Genomic DNA, 16,037 nt, shown 5'->3' on the forward strand with positions numbered 1-16,037 from the left:
GATTAAGTGTCTGTCGATGGCCGCTCCCGGTACCCGCCCCCGGAGGACCCATGAAACGCTCCCGAACCCTGCTGTTGGCCGCACTCACCGCCGTGGTGGCGGCGACCGGCGCCGTGACCGTCGCGGTGCCCGCGTTCGCCGCCGGCCCCACCGCCACCTTCGTCAAGACCGCCGACTGGGGCAGTGGCTGGGAGGGGAGGTACACCATCACCAACGGTGGCAGCAGCACCCTGACCTCCTGGTCGGTCGGATTCGACCTGCCCGCCGGCAGCACCGTCGGTACGTACTGGGACGCGCTGCTGACCTCCGCCGGCCAGCGGTACACCTTCACCAACCGGTCCTGGAACGGCACCCTCGCCCCGGGCGCCACCGCCTCCTTCGGCTTCCTCGTCAACGGCAGCGGCGTACCGGCGAACTGCACCCTGAACGGCGCCGCGTGTGGCGGCGGCACCGGCAACCCGACCACCCCGCCGCCCACCACGGCACCGCCGAGCACGCCACCGCCGACCACCACGCCACCGCCCACCACCGGGCCGCCGACCACGCCGCCGCCCGGCGGGCTGCCGAAGCGTGCCCTGATCGGCTACCTGCACGCCAGCTTCGCCAACGGCTCCGGCTACCTGCGGATGGCGGACGTACCCGCCGAGTGGGACATCATCAACCTGGCGTTCGGTGAACCGACCTCGGCGACCTCCGGCGACATCCGCTTCCAGCTCTGCCCGGTCGCCGAATGCCCGGGCGTGGAGACCGAGGCGGAGTTCACCGCCGCGATCCGGGCCAAGCAGCAGCAGGGCAGGAAGGTGCTGATCTCGATCGGTGGCCAGAACGGTCAGGTGCAGCTCACCACCAGCGCCGCCCGGGACCGGTTCGTCAGCTCGGTCAGCGCGATCATCGACCGGTACGGGCTGAACGGGCTGGACATCGACTTCGAGGGGCACTCCCTGTCGCTGAACACCGGCGACACCGACTTCCGAAACCCGACCAGCCCGGTCATCGTGAACCTGATCTCGGCCATCCGGTCACTCAAGCAGCGCTACGGCGCCAACTTCATCCTCACCATGGCGCCGGAGACGTTCTTCGTACAGCTCGGCTACCAGTACTACGGGTCCGGGCCGTGGGGCGGGCAGGACCCGCGCGCCGGGGCGTACCTGCCGGTGATCCACGCACTCCGCGACGACATCACCGTGCTGCACGTCCAGGACTACAACTCCGGACCGATCATGGGCCTGGACAACCAGTACCACACCATGGGTGGCGCCGACTTCCACATCGCGATGACCGACATGCTGCTGGCCGGCTTCCCGGTCGCCGGCAACACCAACAACGTCTTCGCACCGCTGCGCGAGGACCAGATCGCGTTCGGCACCCCGGCGGCGACCAGCGCCGGCAACGGGTACGTCGCCCCGGCCGGCGTGCAGCAGGCGGTGAACTGCCTGGTCCGGGGCGTCTCCTGTGGCGGCTACATCCCGCGCAGCGGCACCAACCCCGGATTCCGGGGCCTGATGACCTGGTCGATCAACTGGGACCGCTACTACGGCTGGGAGTTCAGGAATGCCCACGAACCGTTCCTCAACTCGCTGCCCTGACCTCGGCGACGGGCCGGTGGGCGTACCCCCGTCCGCCCACCGGCCGTCGGTCGACACCGCCCGGGACGAGCGGTACGGACGCGCCGAGCGCCGGGTCGTCGACGAGCACGGCCCGACGCAACCCCCTCAGCTCCGCGCCGGGGCCGACGCCGAGCTGCTCCACCAGCACCTCCCGGGCCGACTGGTAGGCCTGCACCGCCTCGGCCTGCCGGCCGGCCCGGTAGAGCGCCACCATCAGCCGGCACCACAGTGACTCCCGCAGTGGCTGCCGGGCGGTCAGATCACGCAACTGCGGCAGCAGGTCACCGTGGCGGCCGGCGTCGAGCAGCAGGTCGAGCCGGCGTTCGGTGGCCGCGTACCACTCCTCGGCCAGTCCCGGCGCGTACTCGGCGACGAGCCACTCGGAACTGACGTCCTGCAGCGGTTCGCCGCGCCAACAGGCGAGTGCACGGTCGAGAAGGTCCAGCTCCGTGGTGGCGTCGGCGGCGGTGCGGGCCGCTCCGACCAGGGCGCGGAACCGGTACACGTCGACCGCCTGCCGGGGTGCGGTCAACGTGTAGCCGCCCGGCACCCCGGCGACCACGTCGGTACCGAGGTCCTGACGCAGCCGGGTGACGATGGTGGAGAGCGCCCGGCGGGCCAGTGCCGGCACCTCCTCGCCCCAGAGGTACCGGGCCAGCCTCCCGGTGCTCACCGTCCGGCCGGGAGTGAGCGCGAGCGCGCTGAGCGCCACCTGCCGGCGGGGCGCGACGACCGGCACCGGCCGGCCGTCCACGACCACCTGCGTCGGGCCGAGCAGATTGACTTCCAGGACACCGTTCACGATTCCCCCCGGTTTCGTTGGCCCCGGACCAGGTCACCAGCAGGTGCCGCAGACCGGGCTCGGCATCGAGTCGTCGTAGCGGACCAGCCGGACACACCGGTCCACCAGTGGGTCGTCGGTGGGCAGGGCCTCCACGGTGACCCCGACCTCCGAATCCCAGTTCACCCCGACACAGGCGACCCGCACCGAGCGGTCGGTGACCACACAGACGCCGATCGACGTCGGGGCGAGCAGGTTGCGCTCGTGGAACGTGGTGGGCGCGGTGGCCGCGTACGGGCGCAGCCGGATGTCGTACAGCACCCCCTGCGGCTCGTGCTCGCGGTAGGTCGCGTACCCGAAGGTCGCGGTCTGCTTCGGATCCGCGCAGTCGAGGTGCCCGGCCAGGGTGAGGTGGCTGATCCCCTTCACCTCGTCCGTCTCGACCTCCACCAGGTCGAACGCACCCGACTCGCACGGGATCCGGTGCCACACCGGTTCGGTGCCGGCCAGCGCCGGTCCGGCACCGCTGAGCGCGGTGAGTACGGTCACCGCGACAGCGGTCAGTACGGCCAGCAGTCGTCTCATCGATCGTCCCCCTCAATCGGTTCGGGTTCGGCGGCCCTTGACGGGGTCGCCGCGTTCATCGCGCCCAGGGCGAGGCCGAGCTGGAAGCGGTTCTCCACCCCGAGCCGGTCCATCAGCGCCCGGAGCGTGTACGTGACCGACCGGGTCGAGATACCGAGCTGTTCTGCGGCGCTGGTGTCGGTGTGCCCCTCGGCGAGCAGCGCGACCACCGCTTTCTCTCGTGGCGTGAGCACGACCTCGGGTACTCCGTTCCGGCGTGGGTCGGTCGCGTCCGTCCAGTGTCGGACGAACAGCGAGACGAACGAGTCGATCGCGGCGGGCTCGACGACCTCCCAGGTGCCCTGGTCCAGGTCGTGCGGGTCGACGGCGACCAGCGCGACGCGCCGGTCGAAGATCATCAGTTTGTGCGGGAGTCGCCCCGCCTCCCGGTACTCCCCGCCCAGCCGGGCGAACTCCGTCGCGTGCCGCGACGACCGGTCGCCGTCCGCCGGCGCCCGACCCAGCGAACGCAGCCGGATCCGGCGCCGGAGCAGCGCGAGGTCCAGCGGAGCGGCGATCGCCAGGGTGTCCGTACTGAAGATCTCCTCCGGGTTCATCGCCAGGTGCTCGGTACGTTCCACCGCGACCAGCTCGGCGATGCGACGCCGGGTGGCGGCCCGGTCCGGCAGGTGACGGGCCGGAAGCGGGTGGCCGGACGAGCCGGCGCCGGGCCCGACGCCGACCGGTGCGGCGGCGCGCCGGAGCGCGCGCCGCCGCAGGCCCGTCACCGCCGCGTCCACCGGCACCGCCCGCCAGCGCACCGCCCCCGCCCCGTAGACGGACACCGACCCGGTCACCCCCACCAGATCCGCGTCGTCGAGCTCCTCCAACGCGGCCCGAACCCGCCGTACGGCGAGACCGAGGCTCGTCGCGACGGCGCCGGCGTTGCGGGGGCCGAAGCTGACCAGGCAGCGGTAGACCAGGTCGGCGTCGGCCGACAGCCCCCACCGGACCAGCAACGGCACCGCCCGACCGACGGCCAGCACCCCCGTGCTCCTGCCCGTCATGGGCAACCCCCCTCCCCCCGGAGTTCGGTACGCCGCGATACAAGCACAGGTCGGCGCCGATGTCTCGGGTCGACGAGATCACCTCGCGGATTTGTTGCGTGATCGCGCAACCCGCCCCGTCCGGGCCGGTCGGACGCCGCGAGACCGCACCCGGTGAACCGCGACGCCGCACGGTGAAACCGGGCTGGCGACGCGCTGAAGCCGTCCTGAAGACCCGGCCCGCCACCCTGGCGTCCGCTCGAACTCAGGGGAGGGGCGTGACGTGCGGGGGATCATGAGGGGACGGACCGGGCTCCGGTGGCGGGCCGGGGCGGCCGTCCTGGTGACGGTCCTGGCGGCGGTGCCGCCGGCCGTGGCGGTGACCGACCGGCAGGAGCCGACGGACGACGCCGACCGGGTACGACTGTTCCAGGCTCCGGACGCGACCACGGCGCTGGCGGCGGCCCGCTACCAGGGCAGCCGGGTCGAGGCGGTGGAGCTGCGGACCGGGACCCGGGCGGTGTACGCCGAACCGGACGGCACGATGACCGCCGAACTGGACACCCGCCCGGTACGCGCCCAGCGGCCGGACGGCACCTGGACGGCGGTCGACCCGACGCTGGTACGCCGGCCGGACGGCACGGTCGGCCCGGCGGCGGCAACCGTGGAGCTGTCCTTCTCCGGGGGCGGCGTCGACACCCCGCTGGTCCGGTACGGCAACCGGAGCGGCTGGATCGAACTGTCCTGGCCCGGTCGGCTGCCCGCGCCGACCCTCGACGGGGACACCGCCACCTACCCGGAGGTGCTGCCCGGCGTCGACCTGCGGCTGCGGGCCGACGTCGACGGATACGCCCAGTATCTGGTGGTCAAGAACCGGACAGCGGCCGCGAACCCGAAGGTCCGGCAGACCCGGCTCGGGCTGCGCACCTCCGGGCTGACCGTACGGGCCACCGGGTCCGGCGCGCTGGAGGCCCGGGACCGCACCGGTGCCGTGCTGTTCGGCTCTCCGACGTCCCGGATGTGGGACTCCGGCACGCCCCGACGGCAGGCCGACGTGGACGTCTCGGTCGAGCGGGACACGCTGACCCTGCGCCCGGACCGGAAACTGCTCACCGACCCGGCCACCCGGTACCCGGTCACCGTCGACCCGCTGTGGCACACCGCCGACAAACAGTCCTGGGCGTCGGTGCTCTCCGGCAACGCCGGCACGTCGTACTGGAACAGCAGCGGGGCGCCACCGTGGGCGCAGGTCGGGCAGTGCTACGTACCCTCCGGCGAGTGCAACGGCATCGGCGAGGCGTGGACGTACTGGCTGTTCGACACGAGTTTCCTCGCCGGCCGGCTGGTCATCTCGGCGGACCTGAACGCGACCGTGGTGGCCAGTCCGAGTTGCACCAACCGGGATCACCAGCTCTACAAGGCGAACGCGGCGCTGACCCAGGCCAGGAGCAGCTGGAACACCCGGGCGGGCGGTACGCTGATCAGCGAGTTCTCCGCCCCGAGCGTGTACACCAACTGCGCCGGCTACAAGGAGGTCGGGCTCTCCGTCGCCGGCCACGTCAACCTCGGCGGCAGCACCACCTTCTTCGTCAAGGCGAAGGACTCGGCCGACCAGTCGGCGTGGCGCCGCTACCAGAACAACGCCCAGCTCCGGGTCAACTTCAACCGGGTGCCGGGCGTACCGACCGACCTGCGGACCGATCCGCCGCTGCCGGAGCCGTGCCGCTGGTGCGCCGGGGTCCGGTACGTCGGCGACGCCAACGTACGGCTGACCGCGACGCTGGCCGACCCGGACGGCGACCAGGTGCAGTCGCTGTGGCGGGTGAACGTCGGCGGCACCTGGCACGAGTCCCGCAGCAGGTACGTCGACTCCGGCCTGGTGCACTCGTACACGGTCAACACCGACGACCGGCACGGCCAGGCGGTCGAGTGGGCGGTCAAGGCCGAGGACACCGCCCGGCACGGCGGCGACTTCGCGTACGGCACCCGGTTCGTCATCGACCGCCAGCCGCCCGCCGTCAAGCCCGGCGTCCGGGGCACGCTCTACCAGGAGGACAACCGCTGGCACGGCGGCGTCGGCGTACCGGACCGCTTCGTCTTCGACTCCGGCGGGGTCGGCGACGTCGACCACTACCGGTGGGGGTGGACCCAGGACCCGACCAACGTGGTCCCCGCCGACGCGCTCGGCGGCGGAGCGACGGTCGAGCTGACCCCGCCCGGCGACGGGCCGCGTGACCTGTTCGTACAGAGCGTGGACCGGGCCGGGCACCGCGGTCCGGTACGGCAGTACCACTTCTACGTCCGGGCCGGCAGCGGACCGCTGGCCCAGTGGTCACTCGACGGCGACACCCGGGACGAGGCGTTCCTCGGCGACCGGCACGCGACCGCGGTCGGCAACGTGACGTTCGGCCCCGGCGCGGTCGGCCAGGCGGCCCGGCTCGACGGCACCGGGGCGTACCTGACCGCGCCGCCCGCCGTACGCACCGACGCCAGCTTCTCCGTCTCCGCCTGGGTGCGACTCGACAGCGCCGGCTCAGCCCGGGCCGTGCTGAGCCAGAACGGCACCACCTTCGCCGGCTACGTGCTCTGGTACCGGCCGGAGAACGGCGGCCACTGGGCGTTCGGGATGCCCCGGTCCGACGCCAGCTACCAGGGCACCGACCTGGCCACCTCGGCGCGACCGGCCCAGGTCGGGGTCTGGACCCAGCTGACCGGCTCCTACGACGCCCGGGCCCGGACGCTGCGGCTGTACGTCGACGGCGTGCTGGCCGGCACCGCCGAGCGGACCGTGCCGGACTGGAACGCCGGAGGCTGGACCCAGATCGGTCGGACGATGTGGAACGGCAGCGCCGGCGTCGACCACTGGCCGGGCCTGGTCGACGAGGTGAGGGTCTACGACCGGGTGCTGACCGCCGACGAGGTACGGGCCTCGGTCGGCACCGACAACGTGCAGGTCGGGCACTGGAGGTTCGACGAGCTGACCGGCACCACCGGGCGGAACGCGGTACCCGGCGGTGAGATGGTGACCCTGCACGGCGACGCCTCGTTCACCGGGGACGGTGACGGGGACGGTCTCGCCGACGGCGGCGCGGTCGGCGGTGCGGTACGGCTCGACGGCACCGGTGACCACGCCACGACCGCCGGTCCGGTGGTCCACACCGACCAGAGCTTCACGGTCGCCGGCTGGGTACGACTCGACGTGTCGCCGCCGGCCGGTCAGCCGGCCACCGCACTGTCCCAGGACGGGGCCGCGACCAGCGGGTTCTTCCTCGGCTACCGAGACCGGCCGGCCGGCGACGTGTGGGAGTTCGCCACCCCGGGCACGGATGCGGGCAACGCCCCGGGCGGCGCCGGGATCCAGTCGTCGACACCGGCACAGCTCGGCGTACCGACACACCTGGCCGCCGTACACGACGTCGACGGGCGACAGATCCGGCTCTACGTCAACGGGGTGCTGGCCGGCAGCGCCAGCCGTACCGACGGGTTCGACGCCACCGGCCCGCTGGTGGTCGGGCGTGGACTCAACGGGGGACCGTCGGCGTACTGGACGGGCTGGGTGGACGAGGTGCGGGCGTACAGCCGGGCGCTGTCCGAGGCGGAGATCCAGGCGGTGGTCAGCCGGGACGACGTCGCGCTCGGCGAGTGGCGGCTGGACGGTACCGCCGGGAGCAGCAGCGGCCACGGCGGCGACGGCACGCCGCACGGCACCCCGAGCTGGGGGGCCGGGCAGAGCGACGTACCGGACCCGACCGACCTGGCGGTGCGGTTGAGCGGCGACGACCACCTGACGATGCCGCCCACGGTCGACGTCCGGCAGAGCTTCTCGGTCGCCGCCTGGGCGAAGCTGGACGAGGCCGGCGGCACCGCGACCGTGGTGTCGCAGGACGGCAGCCGGGTCAGCGCCTTCCAGTTGATGTCCGGCTCGGACGGCCGGTGGGCGTTCATGATGCCCGGCAGTGACGCGGACAACGGAGGCGTACTGGCCCGGGTGTTCGGTCCGACCGCCCAGGTCGGCGTCTGGACCCACCTGGTCGGCGGCTACGACGCCGGCGCCCGCCGGTTGTTCCTCTACGTCAACGGCGTACCGGCCGGGACCGCGCCGCACACCCAGACCTGGCACCACCCGGCCGGCGGCCTGCAGGTCGGGGGCGGCTGGTGGAACGGCAACCGGCAGAACCGGCTGCGGGGCGCGGTCGACGACGTGACCGTGTACGGCCGGGTGCTGTTCGCCGGGGAGGTCCGCGTGCTGGCCGGCCGGGACCTGACCCTGGCCCACAACTGGCGGCTGGACGAGGGCAGCGGCGGGCAGGCCGCCGACGCGGTCGGCCGTCGGGCGGCCACGCTGGCCGGTGGGGTCGCCCGGGTACCGGGTCGGCTGGGTAACGCGGTCGAGCTGAACGGCACCGACGGCCGGCTCGGCACCGCCGGGGTCGACGTCCGGACCGACGCCGACTTCACCGTCGCCGCCTGGGTGCGGCTGGACCGTACCTGCGTGCCGGCGGCCGACCAGTTCGACTGCAAACTGGTCGCGGTCAGCCTGGACGACGCCGCCGGCCCGGTCAGCAAGTTCCGGCTCGGGCACTGGCGGGACCGGGGCCAGCACGCCGACGGCGTCTGGGTCTTCGAGATGCCGGAGCCGGGCGGCACGGTCACCAAGGCCGCCGTTCCGGTCCTGCCCTCCGACTTCGGCCGCTGGGTGCACCTGGCCGGCGTCTACGACCGGGCCACCGGCAAGCTGTGGCTCTACGTGAACGGCACCCGCAAGGGCGACGGCACTCTCAACCAGCCGTGGCAGGCCGCGGGTGGCCTGCAGATCGGCCGGGGCCGGGACGCGGCCGGCAATCCGGGCCAGTGGTTCCCGGGCCGGGTGGACGACGTACGGCTCTACACCGGCGCGTTGGACGACGGCCGGATCGGCGGGCTCTACCACTCGTACCCGGTGCAGTGCGGCACGATCGCGGCGCCCACGCCGTGCACCCTGCCGACCGCCGGGGCCGGACGTTGGCGCTTCGACGAGAACGCCGGCGCCACCGCCGCCGACTCCTCCGGCCGTGGCCTGCACGCCACCCTGCACGGCGGTGCGGACTGGACCGCCGGCCGGCTCGGCCACGCCGGACGGTTCGACGGGACAGACGGGTACGCGCAGACCGCCGGGCCGGTACTGGACACCGGGGCCAGCTTCTCGGTCTCGGCCTGGGCGTACCCGGGCACCGCCACGTCCAGCGCCGACCAGGTGATCGTCGCCCAGGCGGGGACCCAGGCCAGTGCGTTCTCCCTCTACCAGGACGCCGGTGGCCGGTGGGCGGCGGCGACCACCACCGGGGACGGCGCCACGCCGACCGTGCTGCCGGTCGTCTCGACCGAACGGGTCCGGGCCGGTCACTGGACCCACCTCGGCCTGGTCTACGACGCCACCCTGCGACAGCTCCGGCTGTACGTGAACGGCCGGCTCTCCGCCGCCCGGACCGGGGTCACCACCTGGCCGGCCACCGGTCCGCTGACGATCGGCCGGGGACGGTCCGGCGGTGTGGACGGCCGGTACTTCAAGGGCGCCGTCGACGACGTGCGGGCGTACGGGACCGCGCTGCGCGACGGCGAGCTGGCCGAGGTGTACGACGACAGCAACCCCGCCGCGTACGGGAACTGGACGTTCGACGACAACACCGTCACCGACTCGTCCTGGCGGGCGAACCCGACCAGCACCGCCGGCCCGGTGAGTTACGTCGACGGGGTCCGGGGCCGGGCACTGGCGCTGGACGGTGCGGGTGCCGCCACCACCGGGCAGCTCGGGGTACCGACGCAGGCCAGCTTCACCGTCTCGGCCTGGGCGAAGCTGACGTACGAGCCGGCGGTGCAGACCGTGCTGGGCCAGGACGGCACCCGGATGGGCGGGTTCGCGCTGCGCTACGACCCGAGCCTGGACCGGTGGGTGTTCGGTGCCTGGACCCAGGACGCCGACGCCGCCGAGTTCGTGTCCGTCCGGTCGAACGTGGCGGCGGTGGTCGGGGAGTGGACCCACCTGACCGGGGTCTACGACCACGCCGCCGGCCAACTGCGGCTGTACGTCAACGGGCAGCTCGCCGGCAGCGTCGACGGCGTCACCCTGTGGCCGGCGCCCGGCGGGCTGTCGATCGGGCGGGGCCTGCTGCACGGCGCGCCCGCCCACCACTTCACCGGCCACATCGACGAGGTGCGTACCGACCTCGGCGTGGTGCCGGACAGCGAGATCAACCAGCGGGCCGGTCGAGGCTGAGCAGGAGGAGAAGTCGTGACCCACACCCTTGCCCCGTACCATCCGTGCCGCCGGCGGTGGCTCGCCGCGCTGGCCACCGTCGTGGTGACCGCCACGCTGCTGGTGGCCGTACCGGCACCGGCCGTGGCGGCCGGCCCCTCGGTGGAACTGCCGCAGGTCCCGTCGGTGCCGGTGAACGCCGAGACGATGGCGGGCCGGCCGGCCGACCCGGCGACCGAGGACGCGCTCGGCGGCGACCAGTCGGCCGGCGGGCGGCCCGACGGCGGGGGCGACCCCACCGCCAGCCCGCTCTCGCCGTCGGCGACCTGGTCCGTCTCGACGCAGTCCGGCGACTTCGAGTGGTCGTACCCGCTGCGGGTGCCGCCGGTCCCCGGTGACCTGGTACCGGAACTCGCACTGTCGTACCGCTCGTCGGCGGTGGACGGGCGGACCAGCGCGTCCAACAACCAGCCGTCCTGGGTCGGGGACGGCTGGGACCTCAACCCCGGGTTCGTGGAACGAGCCTACGGCGCCTGCGCCTCGGACAAGGAGGGCGGCACCGTGCCGCCGACCACCGGTGACCTCTGCTGGCGCAGCGACAACGCCACCGCCGGCTATCCGGACGGCGGCGGTCAGCTGGTCCGGGACGACAGCAGCGGGCAGTGGCGGGAACGCGCCGACGCCGGATCCCGGGTCGAGCGGCTCGGCGGCGCCGGCAACGGCGACGACAACGGCGAGTACTGGAAGATCACCACGGTCGACGGGACCCAGTACTTCTTCGGCTCCCGGCCGGAGGCCCGGTCCACCTGGACCGTGCCGGTCTTCGGCGACGACGCCGGCGAGCCGTGTCACGGGGCCAGCTTCACCGCGTCCCGCTGCGATCAGGCGTGGCGGTGGAACCTGGACAAGGTGGTGGACCCGAACGGCAACACGATGCTGCTCACCTACCAGACCGAGACCAACTCGTACGGGGTCAACCTGACCGCGACCGCCGTCCCGTACGTCCGGGGCGGCTGGCTGGAGCGGATCGAGTACGGGCTGCACGGCACCGGCGCCGACGCCCCGGCGGCCCAGGTGCTGTTCGGGGTGGCCGACCGCTGCGTACCCGGCGCCACCTGCGCGCTGGACCGGCCAAGGAACTGGCCCGACACCCCGCTGGACCGACGCTGTGTCACCGCGACCTGCACGGACCAGTGGTCGCCGACGTTCTGGACGACCAAACGGCTGGCCACCGTCACCACCCAGGTACGCCGGGACGGCGGGTTCACCGACGTGGACCGCTGGACCCTGGAGCAGCAGTACCCGAGGCCGGGTGACGGGGAGGATTCGGCGGCGCTCTGGCTGCGGTCGATCACCCACACCGGGCTGGTCGGCGGTACGGAGGCGCTGCCGCCGGTGACGTTCGAGGGCACCCCGCTGCCGAACCGGGTCCACCAGGAGGACCACCTGTCGCCGCTGCTGCGGTACCGGCTCACCGGGATCGTCGCCGAGTCCGGCGGGGTGATCTCGGTGCACTACGCCGAGCCGGACTGCGTACCCGGCGGGTCGATGCCGGCGAACCCGCACAGCAACACCCTGCGGTGTTTCCCGGTCACCTGGAGTCGGCCGGGGCACGCCGACCGGACCGACTGGTTCCACAAGTACGTGGTGTCGACGGTGACCCTCTCCGACCGGATCAGCAGCAGCACCGAGCAGGTGTACGCGTACGAGTACCTCGGCGGGGCGGCCTGGCACCACGACACCTCCGAGTTCACTCCCAACGACAAGCGGACCTGGAACGAGTTCCGGGGCTTCGGCCAGGTCCAGGTCCGGCAGGGGGTGCCGGGCGACCCGGCGGGCCCGGTCAGCCGGGTCGAGCAGCGGTTCCACCGGGGCATGCACGGCGACCGGCTGCCCGGCGGCGGCACCCGCTCGGTGACGGTGACCGACTCGGAGGGGGTGGCGTACCCGGACCACGACTGGTTGCAGGGCTTCGCACGGGAGGCGGTCAGCCACCTCGGCGACAGTACGACGGTGGTGGCGAAGACGCTGACCGAGCCGGTGTGGCGGGGGCCGACCGCCTCCCGGGGCGGCCTGCACGCCTACCAGGTCCATGCCGGCACCGAACGGGTGGTCACCACCCTGGAACAGGGGCGGCGGGAGACCCGGGTGGTCACCGGGTACGACGACCGGGGGCTGCCCACCGTCGTCGACGACCTGGGGGATGTCGGCACCGCCGCCGACGACCTGTGCACCCGGACCACGTACCTGCGGAACACCGCGGTGTGGCTGCTGGACGCGCCGTCGCGGGTGCAGTCCGTCTCGGCCCGGTGCGGGGTCACCCCGACCCTGCCCGAGCACGCCGTCTCCGACGAGCGGTACTCCTACGACGGCCGGGCCTGGGGGGAGGCACCGACCGCCGGCAACCAGACCCGGGTCGAGGTGCTCGACCGGTACGACGGCACCGAACCCCGGTACGCGCTGCGCTCCACCGCCCGGCACGACGTGCACGGGCGCCCGATCGAACTCGGTGACGGGTTGGGCCGGACCACCCGCACCGGGTACACCCCGGCCGTCGGCGGGCCGACGACCGGTACGACGGTGACCGACCCGATGGGCTTCACCACGACGACCGTGCTCGAACCCGCCCTCGGCCAGCCGGTGACGGTGACCGACGTCAACGGGAACAGCACCGACACCGCCTACGACCCGCTGGGCCGGGTCAGCGCGGTCTGGTCGCCGGACCGGCCACGGAAGTGGAACCATCCGGCCGCACACCGGTTCTCCTACCTGATCCGCCGGGACGCGCCGACCGTGGTGACCACCACCCGGATCGGTCCGAACGGCAACCACGTCAGCCGCAACGAGCTGTACGACGGACAGCTGCGGCTGCGTCAGGTGCAGGTGCCGGCGGTCGGCGGCGGACGGCTGATCACCGACACCCGGTACGACTCGCAGGGGCGGGCGTACAAGACCACCAACCCGTACTTCAACAACGCCGCGGTGGACACCACGCTGTGGCGGGCCTCGGACGTGGAGGTGCCCGGGTTGACCGAGACCGTCTTCGACGGTGCCGGCCGCCCGGTCGAGTCGGTGTTCAAGGCCGGCGCGGTAGCGAAGTGGCGCACCCTCACCCGGTACGGCGGGGACCGGACGCACGTCACCCCGCCGGCCGGCGGCACCCCGACCACCACCGTGCAGGACGGTCGCGGACGTACCGTCGAACTGCACCAGTACCGGGGTGCCACCGCGACCGGCCCGGCCGACGTGACCCGGTACGCCTACACCCCGTCGGGACAGCTCGCCGAGGTCACCGACCCGGTCGGCAACGCCTGGCGCTACCGGTACGACCTGCGGGGCCGCCAGGTCCGGGCCGACCATCCGGACAAGGGCCGGACGAGCCTCGAATACGACGACGCCGACCAGCTCACCTCGGCCACCGACGCCCGTGGCCAGACCCTCGGCTACGCCTACGACCGGCTGGGGCGCCTGCTCACCCTGCGCTCCGGCGGCAGTGCGGGACGGCTGCTCGCGAAGTGGACGTACGACACCGTGCCGGACGGCTTCGAGGGCGTGGTGAAGGGCCAGCCGGCGACGACGACCAGCTACGACGCCGACGGCAACCCGTACACCCGGGCGGTGCTCGGCTACACCGCGCGGTACCAGCAGCGGCAGACTTCGGTCACCGTCCCGGCCGTCGAGGGCGTACTGGCCGGCACCTACGTCTCGCATCTGCGGTACAACCCGGACGGCAGCCTGGCCGGGGAGAGTCACCCGGCGGTCGGCGGCCTGCCCGCGGAGGAGGTCTTCCACACCTATGACGACGCCGGCCGGCCGCTGACCACCCACGGCGGCCCGGACGGTACGACGGTCCACTACGCGGCGAGCAGCGACTACACCCGGTACGGCGAGCTGCAACGGCTGCAGCTCGGCACCGGGAGCCGGCGGGTCTGGCTGTCCCGGTACTACGACCCGGCGACCCGCCGGCTGGACCGGGCGATCGTCGACGCCGAACTGCCCCGACCGATGCAGACCGACCTGCACTACCGGTACGACGAGATCGGCAACCTCACCGGCGTCGCCGACACCCCGCTGGAGCAGCCGGCGGACCGGCAGTGTTTCCGGTACGACAGCCTGCGCCGGCTCACCGAGGCGTGGACCCCGACCGGCGACTGTTCCGTCGAACCGGCGGTCTCCGGACTGGCCGGGCCGGCGCCGTACTGGCACTCGTTCCGCTACGACCCGACCGGCAACCGGACCAGCCGGGTCGAGCACACCGCGACCGGGGACGTCACCACCGGCTACCGGTATCCGGAGACCGGGGCGGAACGTCCGCACGCGGTGCTCGCCACGACCGGCCCGGACGCCCGGACGTACGGGTACGACGCCGCCGGCAACACGGTCGCCCGGGGTGACCAGCGGCTGGACTGGGACGAGCAGGGTCGGCTCGCCGCGGTCACCGAGGACGGTGCCACCACCGGATTCGTCCACGACGCGGCCGGGCAGCGGCTGATCCGGCGTGAACCCGGTGCGGTCACCCTGTACCTGGGCAACCAGGAGGTCCGGCTGGACCGCTCCACCGGGGCGGTGACCGCCACCCGCTACTACGCCCACGGCGGCGAGACCGTCGCGGTGCGGACCGTCGCCGGGCTGACCTGGCTGGCCGCCGACCACCACGGCACCGCACAGGTGGCGATCGACTCGGCCAGCCTGACCGTCACCAGACGCCGGTTCGACCCGTTCGGCAATCCGCGCGGCGGCCCACCGGCGACCTGGCCGGACGACAAGGGCTTCGTCGGCGGGATCGTGGACGCCGGCACCGGCCTGACCCAGTTGGGCGCGCGTGGCTACGACCCGCAGCTCGGCCGCTTCACCTCCGTCGACCCCGTCCTCGACCCGGGTGATCCGCAGCAGATGAACGGGTACGGGTACGCGAACAACAACCCGGTGTCGATGTCCGACCCGAGCGGCACGTACCACATCGTGGACCACGAGGGGCGGATCCGGGCTCCGGCCGCGCCGGGCTGGACCGAGAAGGCGAAGGAACGGGTACGGGCACAGGAGCGCCGCTGGGCCTCGTACTACCGGTCACAGCGACTCCGGGAGCGGACCCAGCGGTCCTGCCCGCCGGACCGGGACTGCCGCTCGCCGCACGAGAAGGCCGAGGCGGACCGCCGCCGGCAGGCCGCCCAGGCGTTCGCCACGCTGATGTCCCAGCTCGACGACCTGGACCCGACAAAACTCCTGGAGGACCCGAAGCGGATCCGGAACCTCTACAACCTGGCGATGAAGGCGGCCGGCAACCTCGACCTGCCGATCGACCTGCAGTCGGTGTCGTTCTGCGGCCAGGCCGAGATGGGCGCGGGGCTCGGCGTCGGCGAGGAGTTCTGTGTCAACGCCGACAGCAAGGGGGTGACGGTCAGCATGACCGTCGGCGCGGGCGCGGAGTTCGGGATCGACATCGACGCCTCGATCGCGCTGAAGTTCAACAACCATCCGGCGGACAAGGTGCACGGCGAGGGGGTGACCCTGGACCTCGGGGTCGACGCCGGCGGCATCGTGCACGGTGGGGCGCGGGCCCAGTGGGCCGACCCCGGGTTCAGCAAGGAGGGGGCGACGCCCGACTCGATCGTGGTCAAGGTCGGTGTCGGTGTCGGCTTCAGCGTCGGCAGTCTCCGCCGCTCGGCGATCGCGGAGAACAGCGGCTACCTCGGCCACCTCTGCCGGGGGTACGGCTGCTGACCGTCCCTGACGCACCGGCGGGGGGGGGGGGGGGGGCCCGGCCCCCCCCCCCCGCCCCCCCCCCCCCCCCCCCGCGGCGCCCCCCC

6 protein-coding genes are annotated in these 16,037 nt (G+C 73.3%); 3 read left to right on the forward strand and 3 right to left on the reverse strand.

The features are described from left to right. Positions 1-68: 68 nt before the first annotated feature. On the forward strand, positions 69-1,586 hold the full coding sequence (locus tag V1633_RS06010; RefSeq protein WP_407951973.1) for a chitinase: 1,518 nt from the start codon (positions 69-71) through the stop codon (positions 1,584-1,586). Here V1633_RS06010 and V1633_RS06015 read toward each other — a convergent pair. The 3 genes from V1633_RS06015 to V1633_RS06025 are packed head-to-tail and all read right to left on the reverse strand — an operon-like array spanning position 1,570 to position 4,019. Further along, entirely contained in the window at positions 1,570-2,409 is an 840-nt protein-coding gene (locus V1633_RS06015; RefSeq protein ID WP_331213176.1) for an AfsR/SARP family transcriptional regulator, read from the reverse strand. The genes V1633_RS06010 and V1633_RS06015 overlap by 17 nt on opposite strands. A gap of 33 nt (positions 2,410-2,442) precedes the next feature. Then, a complete protein-coding gene (locus V1633_RS06020) occupies positions 2,443-2,973 on the reverse strand; it encodes a hypothetical protein (protein WP_331213177.1) in 531 nt (176 codons plus the stop codon). Then, the gene (locus V1633_RS06025; RefSeq protein ID WP_331213178.1) at positions 2,970-4,019 is read right to left on the reverse strand and encodes a helix-turn-helix transcriptional regulator; all 1,050 of its coding nucleotides are present in this window, start codon (positions 4,017-4,019) and stop codon (positions 2,970-2,972) included. Before V1633_RS06025 ends, V1633_RS06020 begins: the two co-directional genes overlap by 4 nt. A 274-nt stretch (positions 4,020-4,293) precedes the next feature. Between V1633_RS06025 and V1633_RS06030 the strand changes: the two genes are divergently transcribed. Together V1633_RS06030 and V1633_RS06035 are read left to right on the forward strand one after the other, a co-directional pair. Beyond that, the gene (locus V1633_RS06030) at positions 4,294-10,251 is read left to right on the forward strand and encodes a LamG domain-containing protein (protein WP_331213179.1); all 5,958 of its coding nucleotides are present in this window, start codon (positions 4,294-4,296) and stop codon (positions 10,249-10,251) included. A gap of 15 nt (positions 10,252-10,266) precedes the next feature. After that, complete coding sequence (locus V1633_RS06035; protein WP_331213180.1) at positions 10,267-15,951, forward strand: RHS repeat-associated core domain-containing protein; 5,685 nt, start codon at positions 10,267-10,269, stop codon at positions 15,949-15,951. The last annotated feature ends 86 nt before the right edge of the window (positions 15,952-16,037 follow it).

The sequence above is a fragment of the Plantactinospora sonchi genome, assembly GCF_036422035.1.
Taxonomy (GTDB): Bacteria; Actinomycetota; Actinomycetes; order Mycobacteriales; family Micromonosporaceae; genus Plantactinospora; species Plantactinospora sonchi.

Coding starts and splice junctions, on each gene's coding strand:
- V1633_RS06025 (WP_331213178.1), bottom strand. CDS start 4,019: ATGACGGGCAGGAGCACGGGGGTGCTGGCCGTCGGTCGGGCGGTGCCG.
- V1633_RS06030 (WP_331213179.1), top strand. CDS start 4,294: ATGAGGGGACGGACCGGGCTCCGGTGGCGGGCCGGGGCGGCCGTCCTG.
- V1633_RS06020 (WP_331213177.1), bottom strand. CDS start 2,973: ATGAGACGACTGCTGGCCGTACTGACCGCTGTCGCGGTGACCGTACTC.